The sequence below is a fragment of the Caulobacter sp. GW821-FHT12D05 genome, from assembly GCF_058807295.1.
In genome coordinates this window covers 528,288-547,016 of sequence record NZ_JBXAQO010000002.1, presented here as the reverse complement: position 1 = coordinate 547,016, position 18,729 = coordinate 528,288, and the positions used below count along the sequence as shown (strand labels likewise).

The 18,729-nt window shown below is 67.3% G+C and carries 19 protein-coding genes; 13 read left to right on the top strand and 6 right to left on the bottom strand.

Translation table 11 applies throughout. The features are described from left to right. Window positions 1-66: 66 nt before the first annotated feature. Window positions 67-1,530, top strand: a complete 1,464-nt coding sequence (locus AC1RRR_RS10090; RefSeq protein ID WP_492812685.1) for a tetratricopeptide repeat protein — start codon at window positions 67-69, stop codon at window positions 1,528-1,530. 29 nt (window positions 1,531-1,559) lie between these two features. After that, complete coding sequence (locus tag AC1RRR_RS10085; RefSeq protein ID WP_492812683.1) at window positions 1,560-3,158, top strand: peptide chain release factor 3; 1,599 nt, start codon at window positions 1,560-1,562, stop codon at window positions 3,156-3,158. Here AC1RRR_RS10085 and AC1RRR_RS10080 read toward each other — a convergent pair. After that, window positions 3,155-3,973: a hypothetical protein gene (locus AC1RRR_RS10080; RefSeq protein WP_492812681.1), complete on the bottom strand. Its 819-nt coding sequence runs from the start codon at window positions 3,971-3,973 to the stop codon at window positions 3,155-3,157. The two genes, AC1RRR_RS10085 and AC1RRR_RS10080, sit on opposite strands and share 4 nt — an antisense overlap. A 42-nt stretch (window positions 3,974-4,015) precedes the next feature. Continuing rightward, a complete protein-coding gene (locus tag AC1RRR_RS10075; protein WP_492812680.1) occupies window positions 4,016-6,544 on the bottom strand; it encodes a hypothetical protein in 2,529 nt (842 codons plus the stop codon). Between the two features lie 112 nt (window positions 6,545-6,656). Between AC1RRR_RS10075 and AC1RRR_RS10070 the strand changes: the two genes are divergently transcribed. Next, window positions 6,657-7,034, top strand: coding sequence for a methylglyoxal synthase (locus AC1RRR_RS10070; RefSeq protein WP_492812678.1), 378 nt, complete (start codon window positions 6,657-6,659; stop codon window positions 7,032-7,034). 12 nt (window positions 7,035-7,046) lie between these two features. Here AC1RRR_RS10070 and AC1RRR_RS10065 read toward each other — a convergent pair whose 3' ends face one another. Further along, window positions 7,047-7,526 carry a ribonuclease H family protein gene (locus AC1RRR_RS10065; protein ID WP_492812677.1) on the bottom strand — a complete coding sequence of 160 codons (480 nt, stop codon included), beginning with the start codon at window positions 7,524-7,526 and terminating at the stop codon, window positions 7,047-7,049. 381 nt (window positions 7,527-7,907) lie between these two features. Between AC1RRR_RS10065 and AC1RRR_RS10060 the strand changes: the two genes are divergently transcribed. The 9 genes from AC1RRR_RS10060 to AC1RRR_RS10020 all read left to right on the top strand — a co-directional run bounded on the left by AC1RRR_RS10060 (window position 7,908) and on the right by AC1RRR_RS10020 (window position 16,568). Then, on the top strand, window positions 7,908-9,287 hold the full coding sequence (locus tag AC1RRR_RS10060; RefSeq protein WP_492812675.1) for a hypothetical protein: 1,380 nt from the start codon (window positions 7,908-7,910) through the stop codon (window positions 9,285-9,287). A 63-nt stretch (window positions 9,288-9,350) separates the two neighbouring features. Next, the gene (locus tag AC1RRR_RS10055) at window positions 9,351-9,650 is read left to right on the top strand and encodes an energy transducer TonB (RefSeq protein WP_291873807.1); all 300 of its coding nucleotides are present in this window, start codon (window positions 9,351-9,353) and stop codon (window positions 9,648-9,650) included. A 134-nt stretch (window positions 9,651-9,784) separates the two neighbouring features. After that, on the top strand, window positions 9,785-10,126 hold the full coding sequence (locus AC1RRR_RS10050; RefSeq protein WP_492812673.1) for a DUF6794 domain-containing protein: 342 nt from the start codon (window positions 9,785-9,787) through the stop codon (window positions 10,124-10,126). Window positions 10,127-10,128: 2 nt separating this feature from the next. Beyond that, window positions 10,129-10,530 (top strand): hypothetical protein, encoded by a 402-nt coding sequence (locus tag AC1RRR_RS10045; RefSeq protein ID WP_492812671.1) that lies wholly within the window; start codon window positions 10,129-10,131, stop codon window positions 10,528-10,530. Window positions 10,531-10,668: 138 nt separating this feature from the next. Further along, window positions 10,669-10,932: a flagellar biosynthesis protein FliQ gene (gene fliQ / locus AC1RRR_RS10040; protein WP_099580251.1), complete on the top strand. Its 264-nt coding sequence runs from the start codon at window positions 10,669-10,671 to the stop codon at window positions 10,930-10,932. Window positions 10,933-10,953: 21 nt separating this feature from the next. Beyond that, window positions 10,954-11,709, top strand: a complete 756-nt coding sequence (gene fliR, locus AC1RRR_RS10035) for a flagellar biosynthetic protein FliR (RefSeq protein WP_492812669.1) — start codon at window positions 10,954-10,956, stop codon at window positions 11,707-11,709. A gap of 9 nt (window positions 11,710-11,718) precedes the next feature. Next, complete coding sequence (flhB, locus tag AC1RRR_RS10030) at window positions 11,719-12,816, top strand: flagellar biosynthesis protein FlhB (protein ID WP_492812667.1); 1,098 nt, start codon at window positions 11,719-11,721, stop codon at window positions 12,814-12,816. Between the two features lie 101 nt (window positions 12,817-12,917). After that, on the top strand, window positions 12,918-14,999 hold the full coding sequence (gene cckA, locus AC1RRR_RS10025; protein WP_492812665.1) for a cell cycle histidine kinase CckA: 2,082 nt from the start codon (window positions 12,918-12,920) through the stop codon (window positions 14,997-14,999). Between the two features lie 45 nt (window positions 15,000-15,044). Beyond that, on the top strand, window positions 15,045-16,568 hold the full coding sequence (locus AC1RRR_RS10020; RefSeq protein WP_492812664.1) for a DUF5605 domain-containing protein: 1,524 nt from the start codon (window positions 15,045-15,047) through the stop codon (window positions 16,566-16,568). Here the strand turns inward: AC1RRR_RS10020 and AC1RRR_RS10015 are convergent. Together AC1RRR_RS10015 and AC1RRR_RS10010 are read right to left on the bottom strand one after the other, a co-directional pair. Next, the gene (locus tag AC1RRR_RS10015; protein ID WP_492812662.1) at window positions 16,565-17,092 is read right to left on the bottom strand and encodes a DUF4199 domain-containing protein; all 528 of its coding nucleotides are present in this window, start codon (window positions 17,090-17,092) and stop codon (window positions 16,565-16,567) included. The genes AC1RRR_RS10020 and AC1RRR_RS10015 overlap by 4 nt on opposite strands. A 97-nt stretch (window positions 17,093-17,189) precedes the next feature. Beyond that, window positions 17,190-17,603, bottom strand: a complete 414-nt coding sequence (locus AC1RRR_RS10010) for a helix-turn-helix transcriptional regulator (RefSeq protein WP_492812660.1) — start codon at window positions 17,601-17,603, stop codon at window positions 17,190-17,192. A gap of 109 nt (window positions 17,604-17,712) precedes the next feature. On the opposite strand from AC1RRR_RS10010, the gene AC1RRR_RS10005 reads away from it, so the two are divergent. Then, entirely contained in the window at window positions 17,713-18,417 is a 705-nt protein-coding gene (locus tag AC1RRR_RS10005; RefSeq protein WP_492812659.1) for a nuclear transport factor 2 family protein, read from the top strand. Here AC1RRR_RS10005 and AC1RRR_RS10000 read toward each other — a convergent pair. Continuing rightward, window positions 18,414-18,722: a hypothetical protein gene (locus tag AC1RRR_RS10000; RefSeq protein WP_492812657.1), complete on the bottom strand. Its 309-nt coding sequence runs from the start codon at window positions 18,720-18,722 to the stop codon at window positions 18,414-18,416. The two genes, AC1RRR_RS10005 and AC1RRR_RS10000, sit on opposite strands and share 4 nt — an antisense overlap. Window positions 18,723-18,729: the final 7 nt, after the last annotated feature.

Sequence of the window (18,729 nt, the reverse complement as noted above, 5' to 3'; positions counted from 1 at the left end):
CGCGCAAGCTTCAGTTGAGGGCGGAGATCCGCTAAGCTTACGGGACTGTTTGTGTCGGGGGATTTCGTGCGGTTTTCTCGTTGCGTCGGCATGGCGGCCGGCGCCCTTTCGCTGCTGGCGGTCATGAGCAGCCCTGCCTTGGCCGAGAAGTGGTCCAAGGCCGAAACCAATCACTTCGTGGTCTATGGCAACGGCGACACGACGGCCCTGCGCAAGGCGGCCGAGAACCTCGAGGCGTTCGACGACCTGTTCTGGACGCTCTATGGCCTGGAGTCGCCGGCCGACGGGAGCAAGCTGAAGGTCTATCTGGTGTCGGGCGGTCTGGCCGACCTGCGCCGCGTGTCGCCGGAGATCTCGTCGGGGACGGCGGGTTTCTATTCGGCGTCGCCGGAGGAGACCTTCGCGATCGGCCTGCGGGCCGACGACCAGACGATCATGCAGCACGAGTACGTGCACTATCTGATGCTGCGGCATTTCCCGTCGACCTATCCGGCCTGGTTCGTCGAGGGTTACGCCGAGTATCTGATGACGGCCGACATCAAGGATCGCAGCGCCGACGTCGGCAAGCCGAACGCGCAGCGGCAATACAGCCTGACCAACGAGAAGTGGTTGCCGTGGACGGACGTGCTGAGCGAGCGGGTCAGCGACATCCCCGAGGCTAAGCGGATGGCGTTCTACGCCCAGGCCTGGCTGCTGGCCCACTACTTCTACGCCGAGCCCGCCCGCGCCCCGCAGCTGGAGGCCTATATCGCCGCCATGGCCAAGGGCGAGAAGTCGGTCGACGCCATGACCAAGGCCACCGGCCTGACGCCGCAGGCCTTGGACAAGGCCATGCGCTTCTACTACGCGGGCGCCAGCCACTATCGCGAGATCGACCGCTCCAAGCGCGCCAAGGCCGAGGTCAAGATGACCGCGATGCCGCCGTCGGCCGAGTTGATGCTGGAGGACCTGGACGTGCGGACGGGCGTGCCCGACAGCGCCAAGGCGGATGTGCTCGCCACGATCCGCGCCAAGGCGCCCCGCTATGCCGGCGACGCCTTCGCCGACCTGGCCCTGGCGCGCGCCGAGATCGTGCTGGGTGATCCGGCGGTTGGCGCGGAGATCTTGAAGAAGCGCCTGGCGGCAAATCCCAACGACGTCGACGCCCTGATGCTGGATGCCCAGCAGCGGATGAAGGCCGGCGACGCGGATCCCGCCAAGCGCCAGGCTCTGTATGACGAGGCCGGCGGTCTGCTGGTGCGCGCCTTCCAACTGGACCCTACCCGCTACCAGACGCTGTTCGCCTTCGCCCGCAGCCGGGCGCTGGACCCGCGTTATCCGTCCGACAACGCGCTGCAGGCGCTGTTGATGTCGTACAAGCTGGCGCCGCAGGTCGCTGACATCCGCCTGGAGACCGCGCGGGCCCTGATCATCCGCGGCAAGAAGGCCGAAGCGACCGCGCTGCTGACGATTTTGGCCAACAGCCCGCATGGCGGCGCCAGCGCCAAGGCGGCCCAGGCGATGCTAGATGGGATCGCCGCCCCTTCCTAAATCGCTGGCGAAGGGGTAACCCCCGGACCATGAGCAAGTCCCCCGCCGCTGAAGCCGCCCGTCGGCGCACCTTCGCCATCATCAGCCATCCCGACGCCGGCAAGACGACCCTGACGGAAAACCTGCTGCTGGCCGGCGGGGCGATCCGGGCCGCCGGCGCGGTGCGGGCGCGTGGCCAGACCCGCCGCACCCAGTCGGACTGGATGAAGATCGAGCGCGAGCGCGGGATCTCGGTCAGCGCCTCGGTGATGACGTTCGACCACGACGGCCTGATGTTCAACCTGCTGGACACCCCGGGCCACGAAGACTTCTCGGAAGACACCTACCGCACCCTGACGGCCGCCGACGCGGCGATCATGGTGCTGGACGCCGCCAAGGGCATCGAGCCCCAGACCCTGAAGCTGTTCGAGGTGTGCCGCCTGCGCGACATCCCGATCATCACCTTCATCAACAAGATGGACCGCGAGGCCCAGGACCCGTTCGAGCTGCTGGACGAGGTGTCGTCCAAGCTGGCCCTGGACCCGGCGCCGCTGTACTGGCCGGCCGGCTCGGGCGGCCGCTTCAAGGGCATGCTGGACCTGCGCGCCGACAAGTTCATCCCCTACGCCAAGAAGAGCTCGACCGACGAGGAGGGCCATCCCGACCCGATCGCCTTCAAGGGCAACGCAGTGGTCCAGTACCTGGACCCCGAGGAAAAGGCCGAGCTGGAAGACAACGCCATGCTGGTCACCGAGGCCGGCAAACCGTTCGACGTCCAGAGCTTCCTGGAAGGCCACATGACGCCGGTGTTCTTCGGCTCGGCCCTGCGCCACTTCGGCGTGTCGGAACTGCTGGCCGGCATCGGCGCCTATGCCCCGCCGCCGCATCCGGCCAAGGTCAACAAGGCCGGCGTCGACACCCATGTCGCGCCCGGCGACAACGAGGTCTCGGGCTTTGTGTTCAAGGTCCAGGCGAACATGGACCCCAACCACCGCGACCGGATCGCCTTCCTGCGCCTGACCAGCGGCCGCTTCACGCGCGGCATGAAACTGAAAGCCCAGAACACCGGCAAGGCCATGAGCGTCAACGCGCCGATCATGTTCTTCGCCAGCGACCGCGAACTGGCCGAGGACGCCTTCGCCGGCGACGTGATCGGCATCCCAAACCACGGCGTCCTGCGGGTGGGCGACAGCCTGTCCGAGACCGGGACCCTGCGCTTCGCCGGCCTGCCCAACTTCGCGCCGGAAATCCTGCGCCGCGTGCGCGTGAAGGATCCGCTGAAGGCCAAGCACCTGAAGAAGGCGCTGGAAGGCCTGGCCGAAGAGGGCGTCACCCAGCTTTTCCGTCCGATGATCGGCAGCGACTTCATCGTCGGGGCCGTCGGCCAGCTGCAGTTCGAGGTCATGGCCGACCGCCTGGCCAACGAGTACCAGCTGGACTGCATCTTCGAGGCCAGCCCCTATGCCGAGGCTCGCTGGCTGGGCGGCGACCGCGTTGACGTCGAGGACTTCGTCAACAAGCACAGGTCGGCCATGGGCCAGGACATCGACGAACAGCCGGTGTTCCTGGGCAAGTCGTCCTGGGAAATCGGCTATGTCGCCGAACGTTATCCGAAGGTGCGCTTCGAGCGGACCAAGGAACGCGCCTAGCGGCCTCGCCGACTGTCATCAGGGCCGTCCGCGATCGCCTGCAGGCGCTGATAGACGGCCTTGATCTCGGGGTCGGTCGTGTTGATGGCATAGGCCTTGGCGGCCGCGCGGCGGGCCTCGATCAGGTCCGGCGGCGCGCCGCCCTTGCGCTCGAAACGATCGATCCACGACGCGGCCTCGACCGTGGCCAGCATGGCGATCTCGGTCTGGGACGCGACGGCCTTCGACGCCCAGAAGTCGCGCGCCGTCTCGATCGCCCGGTTCGGGTGACCGGCATGGCGCTGGAACCACGCCAGGTGCAGGGCGATGTCCGACCACGGCGCGCCAAGGCCGTTGGCCAGCTCGCGCCAGGACTGGGCCAGCTGCGCGCCTTGGCGATAGAGCTCGTTGCGCTTCAGCGCCCGCACCCACGGCCCCCGCAGAGCGCGCTCGGGCAGCTTGCCGGCGCGGCGCGCCATCTCGGCGGCGTGCACGGCCTCCAGGTCTTCGACCGAGGCGAAGGGGCGGGGATATTCCTCGCCCAGTTCGGTTTTCATCTGCTGGTGCAGCTTCTCCTGCGGCGAGACGCAGGCCCGGACCGCCGTCACGGCCGGATGCTCGGGCGGCGCGACCAGCAGGCAGTCGACGAGGCGGGCGAACGGGATGCGGACGCGGCCGCAGACGATCGCCTGGCGCTCCAGGTCGACCTGAGTGATCGCCAGCGGCTCGTCGCACTCGCCATCGTCCAGGGCGCAGCCGACTAGCAGGTCAGGCTCGGCCCCGTCGGTGCGCAGCCAGCGCTGCAGCAGGCGGCCGTCGATTTCGGTTTCGCTCATGGGGCGCAGATAGCGGGCGACGGGGCGTGCGTCGACGGTGAACTAGCCCTCGGCGTGACGGCGGAGCACGCCGGAGATGGTCAGCACGGTCAAGGACGTGATGATCCAGCCGGCGACGGAATAGAGCGTCAGCAACAGCCGCCAGATTTGGCCTGTGTCCTTCGAAGTCACCGTGCAGCGGCTTTCCTGGTGCAGGTCCAGGGCGGGCACGAACACGTCGAGAGCGTAGATCCACGGCTCGATCTCACCGTCGCAAAACAACTCGTCTTCGATCGAGTCGTGCTGGCGCATGAACGCGACCTTCTTGCCCTTGGCCACCGGCGTTACGGGCTCAGCATCGATCACCAGCACTGGTTCGATCTTCTGCATCCACGACTGTTGCAAGGGCTTGGGCACGTAGAATGGATCGAAGCCTCGATCGGCGTAGTAGGCCCCAACCGAACCGGCGCCGACGAATACGCAGAACATGCCCAGCGCCCAGAGCGGCGTCATCCCGTAGTCGAACAGCCGACCATAGAACCAGGTGAACGGCTTCAGAATGGCGGACGTCGTCAGGCGGCGCTCGATGTCCAGCCGCTTGCGGGTGACGATCTTGGCGTCCTCGTAGAGGCCCTGGGAGCGCAGATACCGCGTTAGCCGCTCATAGGGCTCGGGGCGAAAGACAACCTGGCCGGTGCTGTCGACATCCGGTTGCTGCGCCAGCCATTTCAGCCGGCGATTAGTCATTGGGCGCGAGAATGGATGGTCGCGCAGCGCCACCAGACCTAGGAGTAGTGCCCAAAGGGCAAGCACGGGGATCGCCCACGGTCGCTCCAGCACCTTGCCGACGCATCCCGTGATGAAGAGGATCGTGCTGAGAAGGTAGGCGACCCACTTGGGTCCCAGGTCGTCCAGCCAATTCTTGAACCGCACCACCCATCGCACCTTGCTGGGCGGGGTCTCGGAGTCGACCAGGCGGTTGTACTGGAAGCCCTCCATCTTCAGGGCGAAGTCCAACACACCCTTGCCGTCACGGTCGCTGAGTTCCGCAGTTCGGGTTCCGCAAAGTCGTATCGTCGGCTTCTGCGGTGGGGCGCTGGCTGTCTGAGCGCTCGACGGACTGACCGATGGCGCGTTCGGGTTGTTGGCTGGCGGCGGAGCGGGGAGGGCGACGACATCCAGGACGAGGCTGTCATCGATCTCGGCGTGGTCGAGGAGAAGGTCCTTACCGAGATCGGCCTCGATGATCAGGCTGCGGCTGACCTTTATGCCGGCCAGCAGGACGTCTTTGGCGACGCGGGCCTTCGACGACTTGAACGGCGCGATCACGAACTTGCCGCCGATCTCGGCCTGCTGCACGTCCAGTTCTTCCTCGATCACCGCGCCGTCCATGAGGAGGTCGCGAGCGATCTTCACGCCTCTCAGTTTGACATCGCTGTTCGAGGTGAAGGGCTGGATGGCCTTGCCTAGGGGGGTGTCGGCCGTGCTGGCTTTTAGATGGGCATCGCCGCCGATATGCAGGCCCACGGCCAGCAAGCCGCCACCCAACTGTGCGCTTTTGAGATCGAAGTCGCCGCCGGTGTAGCCGTTCACGAACTTGAGCAGCTTCGAGGCCTGGAAGCAGAAGGTATGCTCTTTTCCGCCCAGGAGGCCTTGATATGGGCTGAACAGGATGCTGTGGGCGACATTGATATGCGTGGCCACAAGCGCGGCGTTTAACTGCGCGCCGGTCATGTCGAAGGTCGAGCCGATGCGCGCGCCCCTCAGCCAGATATTGCCGTCACTGATGAACGGCGCGGTGGCCGCGCCCTTCCGGTCCAGGGCGCGCAGCAAGAGGGAGCCGCCGATGTTTGCGCCTTGAGCGACGAAGGCGTCGTCCTCTTCGTGGATCAGATAGGCGCCATCGGCGCATACGTCGGCGCCGACCACACTGACCTGGACGCCGCCATAGGCCTTGAAGTTCGGGGACAGGACGACACGATTGCCGACATGCGCCACCTTCAGGTCCAGCGCGTATCGGAAGGGGCGCGCGCCGCGCAGTTTGCGCCCAATCGGCGCGACGAACTCGCTGTCCGCCGCCACGACGCTGCCGCTGATCCTGGCGCCATGCAGTTCGACCCAGCACAGGCCCTTATCGTGGCACCCTTTGACGGTCCCGGCGGATGTGACGCCCGAGATGTCGAGATCGCCCTCCACGCAGATGCCAGGCGCGTCCAGATGCGTGATCCGACTGTTCTGCAACGACAGCCGCCGCAGCCGGCCGCCAGCCAGGCGGATCGGTCGCGGGATGAGGCAGTGCTCCAGCAACAGCGGCGGCAATGGACACCCCTCGGGCGCCGCCGCGTTGCGCAGGTTCAACTCGTGCCTGGGTTCCTTGATGATGGCGCCGATCAGATGGACGCCGGCGGCGGTCAGCGTCACGACTTCAGGCTGGGCATTGGCGGCGCGCGCGACGGGCAGGGAAAACAGCAACCGGCGCAGCATTTCCGGCCGGATCGTCCGGGACCGATCGCGCGAGAGATCGCAGGTCTCGGCGGTCGCCACCGCGTCCGCCAATTTGATCTCGGCTGCTGTCAGCAGGTAGGCTGTCATGCTTCGCCCCCGCGATGCCGCCTGATCTTAACCATGGGTTGTTGTTGTTGCCAAGCACGTGTTCGAGGTGTGCTTGACCGGCGGTTACGCCCTTAGCTTGCTGTGAGTTCCTATGACCGCCCCCCTCGCCATCGGCCTTGTGGCCCACGACGACAAGAAGGCGGCGCTGGTCGCGTGGTCTCTGGCCCACGCCGACTTCTTGAAGGACAAGGCGCTGTTCGCGACCGGCACCACCGGTGGGCGGATCCTGGAGGCTTTGCCGCATCTCAACCTGGTGCGACTGAAGAGCGGGCCGCTGGGCGGCGACCAGCAGCTGGGGGCGATGATCGCCGAGGGGCGGCTGGATGTGCTGATCTTCTTCGTCGATCCGCTGTCGCCGCAGCCGCACGACGTCGACGTCAAGGCGCTGATCCGCCTGGCGACGCTGGCCGACATCCCGTTCGCCTGCAATCCGGCGACGGCGGACCTGATCGTCGGCTGCCCTAAATAGGCTTGGAGAAGGCTAGCCCGGGAACTTCATCAGGTTCGGCTTGGGGATGGCGGCCTTGAAGCTGCCGCGCGACTTGGCGGTGTCTAGGCCGAACTCCGACCAGGCGTTGAGGAAGCCCGTCGCCGCATCGCTGGGCGAGGCGGGGACCAGTTCCAGAACGGGACGCTTGGCGACGGCCGTGCGGGCGGCGGCCCAGGCGTCGGGCTCGGCCGTGGCGTAGGCGCCGTCCGAGGCCACCAGCTGGCCGGCCAGATCCATGTCCAGGAAACGTAGGGTCACCGCCGCATCAGCGGGCAGGTCCGAGAGGCCGTCCAGCGCCTCGGCCAGGGCCGTCAGGCTCATGCTGGCGGCGGTCGTCCGCCGTTCGCCGCCGGCCGCGCCCTTGATCGCCGCCGCGCCGGTCTCGCCCGCGATCCTGCGCACCCAGGCCCAGCCGCCATAGCCCGGATCGGTACGGCAGAGGCTGGAAATCCAGACGGTGACGGCGGCCATGGCGGGGCTCCGGAATCGATGACGATCCGCGCTTTCTAGACCGTTTCGCGAGGCGGAGGGGAGGGCGCCCGTGAACGAAAGGTAAACTGGGACTTAAAACTTAGGGTTAACGTCATTTTTAGTTCAGTGAACAAAGTTCTAAGAAATTAAGTCGCTGCGTGGCTCTGCTTGTATTCGCCAAAGCAAGAAGTGTGCCAATTCACTACATCTTCGCCCAATATGGGTGAAATTTGGAACATGGTGTAAAAATATGGAAAATATTTATGGTTAACGCGTCGTAAACACTCGTTAACCACTTGTTAAGTGCGTTGGCTCCGGTTTTGCTGATTACGCGTTGAACCTCCGTCGGGCTGTCCCGACGTGGGACGATCCGCAGGCGGAGTGCGCGAAGCGATGTTCGAGTTCGGACGGGATCTGAAGCGGTTGTTCGGCGTCGATGCCGATGGCGGTTTCAAGGGGGCATGGCGTGAAGGTCTCACGGGCGGCGACACGTCGCTGCTGGAGCTTCTGGATGTTCGTCTCCTGACCAACGAGGCGCGCTCGGCCGACGTGGTCGCCGGCCGCATCGGGTCCAAGGATCGCGGCGCGCGTCTGCTGGAAGCCGCCGTCGTCTGGCGCGAACTGGCCCGCCGCAGCGGCGACGCCACCGCCCTTAGAAAGGGTGCTGCCCAGGCCGAAGCCGCGGTGAAGATCTTCGAGACCGAACGTCGCCACGACGCCCTGGCCGCCGCCCGCTGCGAGCAGGCCGTGCTGGCCGTGCTGGGCGCGGATCTGTTCGGCGACGAGGGCCTGGTGGCCGCCGCCTCGGCGACCCTGGCGCGCACGCCGGTTGCTCAGCGCACCGCCCTGTGTGGCGCGCTGGCCGCTGGCCTTGAAGGCCGCACGGCCCTCTCCGAGAACAATGTCGACCGCGCCCTGGCCGCGGTCCAGGCCTATGAGGCGCCGCTGCGCGCCCTGGCCGCCGCCAAGCGCGTGAAGGGCGGCGACGCCCGTCTGCAGCTGGCCGACCAGCGCGCCGCGCGTATCGAATTGATCCTGGCCTGCGGCGAGCGCCTGAAGGACCGTGCTCTGGCCGAACTGGCCGTGTCGGAGGCTAAGACGGCCGCCGGCGTGCTGGATCCCGATTTCGAACCCTTGGCCTGGGCGCGGCTGGAAGGCCTGCGCGGCCAGGCCCTGGTGCTGCTGGGCGAGCTGGACGGCGAGCTGTCGTGCATCGCCGACGGCGTCGAGGCCCAGAGCGCCGCCGTCGAGGTCCTCACCGCCGACCACAGCCCGATGGATTGGGCGCGGGCCCAGGCTTCGCTGGGCGCGGCCATGCAGGCGATGGGCGAGGCGTCGACCAGCGAGCGCGCCTTCGAGCAGGCGGTGTCGGCCTATGACCGCGCCACCGTGGTGCTGAAGCTTCAACCGGCCCTGGCCCTGCGCGCCGTGGTCGCCAACAACCGCGCCCTCAGCCTGGCCCGCTGCGCCGAGCTGACCGCCGACCTGGCCGTGCTGGACGCCGCCGAACTGGCCTTCAAGGCCGAGCTGGCCGCCGCGCCGGGCGGCCGTGACCCGGCCAGCTGGGCCGTGGCCCAGATGAACCTGGCCCGCCTGTACGAGGCCCGGGTCGAGATCACCGGTCGCGACGATGGCCGCCTGGCCCGCGCCGGCGCGGCCCTGGCCTGCGCCTTCGACGTCTTCTCGGAACTGGGCCTGCGCTCGCTGACCGACCTGGCGGCACAAGGCCTGCAACGACTGAAGCAGGCCCAAGCCGCCTGATCCGAAATAGGACACACGGCGGCAGAGAGGCCGCCGGAAAAAGATAAAGTAAGGGATGAACTCGTGATCGCTTCGCTCGCTCTCGCCGCCGCTCTCGCCAACGCCGCTCCGGCCAAGGCCCCGTCCGAGCTGCTGACCCCGGTCTCTGAGCCGCGCGTCGCCGTCGCCCTGCTGAACTGCCTGGTCAAGAACGATGGCCACCTGACCGGCTGCACCGTGCAGGAAGAAAGCCCCAACGACCTCGGCGTCGGCCAAGCCGCCCTGTCGATGGCTTCCCAGTTCCAAGTCGACCTGCTGGGTCCGGACGGCAAGAGCCGCGCTGGCTCGTACATCCAGGTCCCGGTGCGCATTCGTATTCGCTAGGCTGATCCCGAGTAGGGGGCCTTCACGGGCCCCCTCGTCGGACAGCTAAAATTGACGCGATAACTTGAGGTTGTAACCTCGCTAGGCGATATTTAGGCGCTGGGCGGGATGACAAAGCGACAAGTGTCGACGCTGTGGCCGCCCGCGCGCCCGCCGACATGGTCCAGGCCATGGGCTGCCTGGACAAACACTGGAGCGCCGACACCAAGCAGCGCTTCGCTGCCCTTCCGGCCAAGCAGGTGATCCTGACGCACATGAGCGTGGGCATGTGGATCCGCAACAACTGGGGCCTGTGGCGCGGGGGTCCTCTGCGCGAGTTCTTCGTGGCCCGTCAGGTCACGCATCCCGACAGCATGTCCAGCGTGATCCTGGACGCCTATTGGCTGCGTGAGCACGGTTGCAAGCTAGATTGGAGCGACCCGGCGGCGGTCAGGACACGGTTCGACCTGGCGATGAAGGGGGAGGGGTGTTCGTAGGCATGCTGATCGCCGCTGTTTCCGCCCTGGCAATGGCCCAGGTCGCCGACACTCGAATTCCGATGAGCATCGTCGAGCTTCGTCCGCCGCAGGGCACGGAGCTATCGGCCCACTATCTGTGTCCCGGAACCAACGTGCGGCTCAACATTTCCGCAGGCTATGGCTGGGTGAAGGTCACGCGGTACAGCGCGATAGAGCGATCACATCGGACGGCCGACTTGAAGACGTGGAACGAGGCCCTGCACGGGGTGGCGCTGTTCTCCCATTTCGACATTTCGTGTCAGGCAGAGAACGAGCAGCTGATCTCGATTCATGGCTGGTCCCGAACCCCGGGCGAGCGGCTAACCTGGGTGGAGGCGCGCTTTTCAGGCGGTCGCCTGGTCGAGGTGCGGGGACCCAAGTGACGCCCCCGCGACCGCTCGTCGCGCCCCCCGTTTCTGACCGTCCGGGTAACAACTCCTAACGCTCCGTTAACCATATTCCGAGCATCTTCACGCCTCGAAACAACGCGGCCAGTACGGCCGATTCCCACGAGGCTTGGCATGACGGGCGCAGAGGTTCTTGATGTCGGCCGGGACGCGATCTGGCTGACGCTTCAGCTTTGCGCGCCCTGCCTGATCGTCGGCCTGGTGATCGGCGTCGCCATCGGCCTGTTCCAGGCCCTGACCCAGATCCAGGAACAGACCCTGGTCTACGCCCCCAAGATCGTCGCCATCTTCGTCTCGCTGCTGATCTTCCTGCCGATGATGGGCGCGCTGATGAGCGGGTTCATGCGCCAGATCGCCGCCCGCATCGCGGGCATGTAGGGAAGGGCAGGGGCCGAACCGGTGGATTCCTTCGCCACGGCATTTCAGGTCTATGTCGGCGCCCTCGTGTTCTCGCGGGTGGCCGCCATGGTCATGACCATGCCCGGCATCGGCGAGCAGTCGGTGCCGCCGCGCATCCGCCTGTCGTTCGCCCTGTTGATGGCGCTGATCCTGGGGCCGCTGGTCGCCCCGACCGTGCCGCCGATCCCGAGCACCCTGGGCGGCCTGGTCGGCGCGGTGATCCACGAGATCCTGATCGGCCTGATGATCGGCTCGGTCCTACGCCTGTTCATGTCCTCGCTGACCACGGCCGGCGAAATCATCTCGATGCAGACGACCTTGAGCTTCGCCCAGAGCGTGAACCCCTCGATGCAGGGCTCGAGCACGGCGGTGGCCACTTTCCTGTCGATGATGGGCCTGACCCTGGTGATGGCCACGGGTCTGCATCACCTGTTCATCGGGGCTATCGTCAAGTCCTACACCCTGTTCCCGTTCACCCGTCCCGTGCCGGTCAATGACGCCGTGACCCTGGCGGTGAGGACGGTGGCGCAGTCGTTCACCCTGGGCGTCCAGCTGGCCGCGCCGGTGATCGTGTTCTCTCTGGTCTTCAACCTCGCCACGGGCCTGGTCGGCCGGGTCATGCCCGCCTTCCAGATCTTCATGGTGGCCTCGCCGCTCAGCGTGATCCTGGGCTTGTCTCTGCTGGCGCTGTCCCTGGGCGGCATCGCCATGGTCTGGACCGACCGCTACGCCGAACTCCTGCGAATTTTCAGCTAGGGGGCGCGCATGGCTGACGATTCAGATCCCGAGTCGAAAACAGAAGAGCCGTCAGCCAAGAAGCTTTCGGACGCCCGCGCCAAGGGCGACGTCGTCAAGTCGACCGACATCCCGCAGCTGGCCTCGCTGGCCGGCGCGGTCTCGGTGCTGCTGATCGCCGGCGGCTGGCTGACGCGCGACCTGATGAGCGCGCTGTATCCATTCATCGCCCACGCCGGCACGATCGAGCTGTCCAGCGGCGGCGCCATGCTGGTCATGAAGCAGGCGGTCATGGCCGCCCTGCCGCCGCTGGTGCTGGTGATGATCGTGGCCTCGGTGTTGGGCGTGGTGGCCAATGTCGCCCAGACCGGCTTCATGCTGACGCCCGACAAGCTGAAGCCCGACTTCCAGAAGCTGGACCTCCTCAAGGGCCTGGGCCGGCTGTTCGGCATGGACGGCCTGGTCAACTTCGCCAAGTCGATCGTCAAGATCGGCGTGACCGGCTTCATCGCCTGGATGGTGCTGAAGCCCAATGTCGGCGAGGTCCGCAACCTGGTCGGCATGGACGTCTCGCTGCTGATTCCCGAGGCGCTGAAGCTGTCCAAGAAGCTGCTGATCATGGTGGTCATCTTCCTGGTCGCCACCGCCGCCTTCGACTACTTCTTCCAGCGCATGCGCTTCATGAACCGCATGCGGATGACCCTTCAAGAAGTGAAGGACGAGTTCAAGCAGTCGGACGGTGACCCCCACATCAAGGGCAAGCGTCGCCAGATCCAGATGCAGCGCTCGCGCCAGCGGATGATGCAGGCGGTGCCCAAGGCGACCGTGGTGGTCATGAACCCGACCCACTACGCCGTGGCGCTAAAGTACGAGCCGGGCGAGACCCCCGCGCCGCTGTGCGTGGCCAAGGGCGTCGACGAGCTGGCCCTGAAAATCCGCGCCATCGCCGAGGAGCACGGCGTGCCCGTGCTGGAAGATCCGCCCCTGGCGCGCGCCCTGCACGCCAGTGTCGAGGTCGACGAGGAGATCCCCGTCGAGCACTTCGAAGCCGTCGCTAAGGTCATCAGCTTCATCATGAACGGGAAGAAGCCGCAGGCCCGTCAGCCGACCCGCGCGCGCCCTCTGTAAGCCAAATCATCGAAAACTGACCTACCGCTCGGGAAAGGCTATTCTTTCTCCGATTGCGGGTGAGTCGCTGCTTCGCCGTAACAAAGGTAACAATGCCGCCGATGGCCGATTTTCAGCTCCAGGACAAAGCTTCGACCGGCGCGTCGCGCCGGCGCTTCGATCCGTGGCTGGTGGGCGCGGCTATATTTTTCGTGGCCGCGGCCGCGTTCTCGGCCGCCCCGGCGCTGAAGGCTGGCCCGACCACCCTGGCGGGCCTGTTGCTGCTGCTGGGCGTGGCCGGCGTCGCGGTGCTGGGCCTGGTGGCCATTCGGGGTTCGGGCGCCAGCGGTGACGATTCCGACCAGGCCGAGGGCTTCATCGAGGCCCTGAGCGAACCGGCCGCCCTGGCCGGCGCCGACGGCCGCGTGCTGCTGGCCAATCCCGCCTGGCGCGACGTCATGGGCGAGAGCCGTCGCCTGCCCAGCGGCGCGGCGGGCTCCAGCCTGTTCGCCGCCCTGGTACAAGCCCGCAAGGGCCAGTTGGCCGAGGGCGTGCTGACCGCCGGCGCCAACGACTACACCGCTAAGGTCTCGCGCCTGGTCGGCGGCCGCCTGCTGATCCGCCTGGCCCCGATCTATGTGCCCGAGCCGGTGGCCGAGCTGTCGATCCCCGCGCCGGTGGTCGAGCGCGCCGCCGCGCCGCAGAACGCCCTGGACGCCTTCGCCGGCGCCTCGCCGTTCGGCGCGGCCCTGCTGGAGGGCATGGAGCCCTTCAAGTCGCGCATTCTGGAGACCAACCCGGCCCTGACGACGATGACCGGCGCCCAGGCCGGCGGCGTGTTCGGCGACCTGATCGACCCCGCCTCGCGCTCAGAAGCCGAGACGCGCCTTAACGAAGGTCGCGCCGGTCCGTTCGAGGTGCGCCTGGCCCGCGATCCCAGCCGGATCGCCCACCTCTATCTCTACCGCGCCGACGGCCGCGTCGTGGCCTACATGATCGACGTCTCGGAGCAAAAGCAGGTCGAGCTGCAGCTGGCCCAGGCCCAGAAGATGCAGGCCATCGGCCAGCTGGCCGGCGGCGTCGCCCACGACTTCAATAACCTGCTGACGGCCATCCAGCTGCGCCTGGACGAGCTGCTGCACCGCCACCCGGTCGGAGACCCGTCGTACGAGGGCCTGAACGAGATCCGCCAGACGGGTGTGCGCGCCGCCGACCTGGTGCGCAAGCTGCTAGCCTTCTCGCGCAAGCAGACCGTTCAGCGCGAGGTGCTGGATCTGGGCGAGCTGATCTCGGAATTCGAGGTCCTGCTGCGCCGCCTGCTGCGCGAAGACGTCAAGCTGATCACCGACTACGGCCGCGACCTGCCGCAGGTGCGGGCCGACAAGAGCCAGCTGGAAACGGCGGTCATGAACCTGGCTGTCAACGCCCGCGACGCCGTGCGCGCGGCCAAGGGCGGCGGCATCGTCCGCATCCGCACCGCCCGCCTGACCCGCGACGAGGCCATTCAGCTGGGTTTCCCGGCCGCCGAGAACGACTGCGCCTTCATCGAGGTGTCGGACGACGGCCCCGGCATTCCGCCCGACGTCATGGGCAAGATCTTCGACCCGTTCTTCACCACCAAGCCGGTGGGCGAGGGCACGGGCCTGGGCCTGGCCACGGTCTACGGCATCGTCAAGCAGAGCGATGGCTGGATCCACGTCCATAGCCGTCCGGGCGAGGGCGCGGCGTTCCGCATCTTCCTGCCGATCTACGACGCGCCGCCGGCCGTCGCCGCCGCCCAGGCCGCGGCCAAGGCCGAGCCGGTCAAGCCGCGCGCCGCCCGCGACCTGTCGGGCGCCGGCCGCATCTTGTTCGTCGAGGACGAGGACGCCGTCCGCAGCGTCGCCGCCCGCCTGCTGCGCGCCCGTGGCTACGAGGTGCTGGAAGCCGCCGACGGCGAGGAAGCCCTGATCATCGCCGAGGAGAACGCTGGCACGATCGACCTCTTGATCAGCGACGTGATCATGCCCGGCATCGACGGCCCGACCCTGCTCAAGAAGGCCCGCGTCTATCTGGGCGCCGCGCCGGTGATGTTCATCTCGGGCTATGCCGAGGCCGAGTTCAGCGACCTGCTGGAAGGCGAGACGGGCGTGACCTTCCTGCCCAAGCCGATCGACATCAAGACCCTGGCCGAACGCGTCAAGCAGCAGCTGCAGGCGGCTTAACTCAGACTATTGTGAATCGTGGTCGGGCCTGACTAACTCCCGGCCATGCTTACCCGTCGCGAGGCCGCCCTCGGCCTGACCCTGCTCGCCACCCCGGCTATGGCCGCCGCGTCCACTGTCCCCCGTTGGGGCGTACATGAGATCACGCTGAAGGCGAGGGCTCGGGGCAATCCGTTCGACGTCGCCCTGACCGCGACCTTCACGGACGGCAAGACCTCCCTGAAGGTTCGGGGTTTCCACGACGGCGACGGGACCTGGAAGATCCGCTTCAGCCCGCCGACGGAAGGGCTGTGGCGGTGGCGGACGACCAGTCCGGTCAAGGCGCTGAACGGCCAGGCGGGCGCTGTGACCGCCATCGCGCCGCGCGACCACGGCCCGCTGAAGGTCGTCGCCGGTTTCCACTTCGCCCATGCCGACGGCACGCCCTATCGCCAGGTCGGCACCACGGCCTATTCCTGGGCCCAGCAGAGCGACGCCCTGTGCGCCGAGACCCTGGCGACCCTGAAGGCCTCGCCGTTCAACAAGATGCGGATGTGCATCTTCCCGAACGTGGCGGGCGAGCCGATCCATCCGTTCGAGAAGGCCGGCGAGGGGTGGGACTACGACCGTCCGAACCCCGCCTATTTCCGGATGCTGGAGGACCGCGTCCGGCGCCTCGCTGAGATCGGCGTCCAGGCGGACCTGATCCTGTTCCACCCCTATGACGACAAGACCGGCTGGCACGCCATGACGCCGGCGCGGGACGACCGCTACATCCGCTACATGGTCGCGCGGTTCGCGGCGTTTTCGAACGTGTGGTGGTCGCTGGCCAACGAGTGGGACCTGGTGAAGGCCAAGTCGGTCGCCGACTTCGAGCGCATCGGCCAGCTGATCCAAGCCGAAGACCCGTACGGCCGCCTGTGCTCGATCCACAACTGGCGCGACCTCTACGACTATGGCCGGCCGTGGATCAGCCACGCCAGCGTCCAGCACGGCGCGGCAGTGATGGACGACAGTCGGGCCCAGATCTATCGCGATGTTTGGCGGAAGCCCGTGATCTTCGACGAGGTCCGCTACGAGGGCGACCTGGACAAGCGCTGGGGCGATCTGAGCGCCGAGGACCTGGTCCAGCGGTTCTGGCATGGCACGGTGGCAGGGACCTATGTCGGCCACGGCGAGGTCTTCAAGGACGGCGTGCGCTGGACGGCCAAGGGCGGCCGGTTCACCGGCCACAGCGTCCCGCGCCTGGCCTTCCTCAAGGCGGTGCTGGAGGCCGGCCCGACGCCGGGGCTGGACCCCATCGACCGCACTTGGGACCAGCACCTGGGCGGCAAGGCCGGATCCTACTACTTGCGCTATCTCGGCGAGGCGACGCCGACCCAGTGGGCGCTGGACCTGCCCAAGGACGAGTTGACCGGTGGTGAGCGTTTCAAGGTCGACGTGCTCGACACCTGGACCATGACGGTGACACCCATCGACGGCGAGTTCGTCATGGCCAAGAAGGACGCCTACTACCTGCACGACCCCCAGCGGCCGACCGTGGCGCTGCCCGGCCGGCCGTGGATGGCGGTGCGAGTCAGCCGGGTCTAGGCCCGCGCCGGCAGGAACTTCGGATTGCGCAGTAGGGCGGCGCTGGCCAGGGCGACCAGCAGGCCGACCGGGAAGATCTCGGCGAAGGTCATCGGCAGGCGGTACCAGAGCTTGGCGTAGTTCGCCTTCATCCGCGCCATCTCGGCGACGGCCTTGTCATAGGCCGGGCCGGTGACGCCGGCGGCGCGCTTGGCCTCCAGGGCCTGGGCCGTGAACTCGTCCATGAAGCGGTAGTGGGTGACGGCCAGATAGACCTCCCAAGTCGCGACGTAGGCCACACTGGCGACGGCGACCACGCCCAGGCCGATCAGGAAGGCCGGCCAGAACTTGATGACCCCGCCCAGCGCCTTGTCGCGGTGGGTCTTGATCGCCAGCAGCACCGCCGACAGTCCGATCAGCATGATCAGATAGCCCAGCCACAGGCAGTGCTTCTGCAGATGGGCGGGCAGCATCATCGTGCCGATCATGCCCAGGATGATGAATGGGCCGGCGATCAGGCCGTAGGTCAGGATGGTGCGTTGCATGATGTTCCTCCTCCACGCCGCCCCCTGCGACGCACCGCCAGACTGCCGGGTTCGCGGCCAGGAACGGTATCACCCGAACGGGTGAATTCGACCGGTTTCAGGGGATCAGGGCCAGCTCGCGCGCCTTGCCCACGGCCTGAGTGCGACGACTGACCTCCAGCTTGCCGTAGAGGTTGGTCACGTGGGTCTTCACGGTGTTGGGCGAGAGGCCCAGGTCGCGGGCGATCTCCTTGTTGGAGCGACCGGCGGCCAGGCGTTCCAGCACCTTCACCTCCTGGCCCGTGAGGCCCAGCGACGCGAGGGCCGCGTCGTTTCGCGAGAAGGTTTCGGGCCGCGCCCGCGCCGCCAGCTTCCAGCCGATCCAGACCCCGCTGGCCGCGAAGGCGACGCCGACCAGCCCGACATAGACCTGCCAGGAAAAGGCGCGGACCAGGAACCGGTACTCCAGCCACTGCAGCCCGAAAGCGCCGACGGCCAGCACCAGCGCCCATAGGAGAACGGTGCGGATCATGGCGGTGAAGGTGCGCGATCCGCAGCGGGATCGCCAGCATCCATCTGGCGAAACGATCGGCCTTGATCTTCGAAATTCCCGAATGGGGCGGGGCTGCTAGGGTTGGGTCATGATCGACGCATGCGAGACTCTTCCGGCCGCCATGGCCGCCTATGAGCAGGCCTTCCGCGCCGGCGACGCCGCCGCGATCGTGGCCCGCGTCCAGCCCTCGACCGTCGTCTATGCGATGGAGGGCGGCGAGGTCGTCGGCCAGACCCGTTCCGCCTGGAAAGCCGCGCCGGCCCAGCCCGTGCCGGACCTGGAGACACAGGTCGTCAGCGAGGGGCCGCGCACGGCGATCGTCACGGCGCGGTGGACACAAACCGGCGCCGCGCGACGCGACTACACCCTGTGGGCTCGGCTGGAGTGCAGTTGGCGCATCGTCGGCCGGGTGGTCGGTCCTGACAGCGCACAAGAGGCACCGGATGGCGTTCGGGCGGCGGTAGATCTCAAGCTGAGATCCGACGCCAGCTGGAACCCTGCCGAGTTGGCGCAAGCGGTCGAGCCGCGCGCTCTGGTCATCACCCTCGACGACGAGCAGATGGTCGCCGCCTCGGTAGCCGACTGGCAGGCGCGCTACGCCGTGCGGGCGCGGACGAACTACCCTTCGAAACAGACGGTGCAGACGCGATCAGAAGAGGGGCGGGGCGACCTGGGCGCGGCGAGCTGGACGTTCAAGTCGGCGTCCGGCGCGACCTATGCCGATCGCGCCCTGCTACTGCGCACGCGCGAGGGCTGGCGGATGCTGGCCCTGTTGTGGGTGCGCGAGGACTAAAGGCGCGCCTTGGCCTCGGGCGGGGCGACCTGGTCGAACAGGATCTGCAGGTGCTGGTCCTTGGCGTGGTCGTTGTGCAATTCCCACGACAGCGAGACCGGCAGGCGCAGGCGGCCGCCGTCGGGCAGACGGGCGATCAGCACGCGCCACGAGAAGCCGTCGCCAGGATCGCCCAGCGGATCCTTGAACTCGACGGGCGCGGGATCACGCAGGCGGAAGCGCCGCTCGGGATTGGCCTCGAACCAGGCGCGATCGGCCTCAGCGGTAGGATCTTTGACGACTTTGGCGGTGAGTTTGCGAGCCATGGCGCCC

Excerpts from the sequence above, each read along its gene's own strand:
- cckA (WP_492812665.1), top strand. The coding sequence starts at position 12,918 with ATGGCCGATTTTCAGCTCCAGGACAAAGCTTCGACCGGCGCGTCGCGC.
- AC1RRR_RS10045 (WP_492812671.1), top strand. The coding sequence starts at position 10,129 with ATGCTGATCGCCGCTGTTTCCGCCCTGGCAATGGCCCAGGTCGCCGAC.
- AC1RRR_RS10005 (WP_492812659.1), top strand. The coding sequence starts at position 17,713 with ATGATCGACGCATGCGAGACTCTTCCGGCCGCCATGGCCGCCTATGAG.
- AC1RRR_RS10000 (WP_492812657.1), bottom strand. The coding sequence starts at position 18,722 with ATGGCTCGCAAACTCACCGCCAAAGTCGTCAAAGATCCTACCGCTGAG.
- AC1RRR_RS10070 (WP_492812678.1), top strand. The coding sequence starts at position 6,657 with ATGACCGCCCCCCTCGCCATCGGCCTTGTGGCCCACGACGACAAGAAG.
- fliQ (WP_099580251.1), top strand. The coding sequence starts at position 10,669 with ATGACGGGCGCAGAGGTTCTTGATGTCGGCCGGGACGCGATCTGGCTG.
- AC1RRR_RS10020 (WP_492812664.1), top strand. The coding sequence starts at position 15,045 with ATGCTTACCCGTCGCGAGGCCGCCCTCGGCCTGACCCTGCTCGCCACC.
- AC1RRR_RS10080 (WP_492812681.1), bottom strand. The coding sequence starts at position 3,973 with ATGAGCGAAACCGAAATCGACGGCCGCCTGCTGCAGCGCTGGCTGCGC.
- AC1RRR_RS10065 (WP_492812677.1), bottom strand. The coding sequence starts at position 7,526 with ATGGCCGCCGTCACCGTCTGGATTTCCAGCCTCTGCCGTACCGATCCG.
- AC1RRR_RS10010 (WP_492812660.1), bottom strand. The coding sequence starts at position 17,603 with ATGATCCGCACCGTTCTCCTATGGGCGCTGGTGCTGGCCGTCGGCGCT.
- flhB (WP_492812667.1), top strand. The coding sequence starts at position 11,719 with ATGGCTGACGATTCAGATCCCGAGTCGAAAACAGAAGAGCCGTCAGCC.
- AC1RRR_RS10075 (WP_492812680.1), bottom strand. The coding sequence starts at position 6,544 with ATGACAGCCTACCTGCTGACAGCAGCCGAGATCAAATTGGCGGACGCG.
- AC1RRR_RS10085 (WP_492812683.1), top strand. The coding sequence starts at position 1,560 with ATGAGCAAGTCCCCCGCCGCTGAAGCCGCCCGTCGGCGCACCTTCGCC.
- AC1RRR_RS10015 (WP_492812662.1), bottom strand. The coding sequence starts at position 17,092 with ATGCAACGCACCATCCTGACCTACGGCCTGATCGCCGGCCCATTCATC.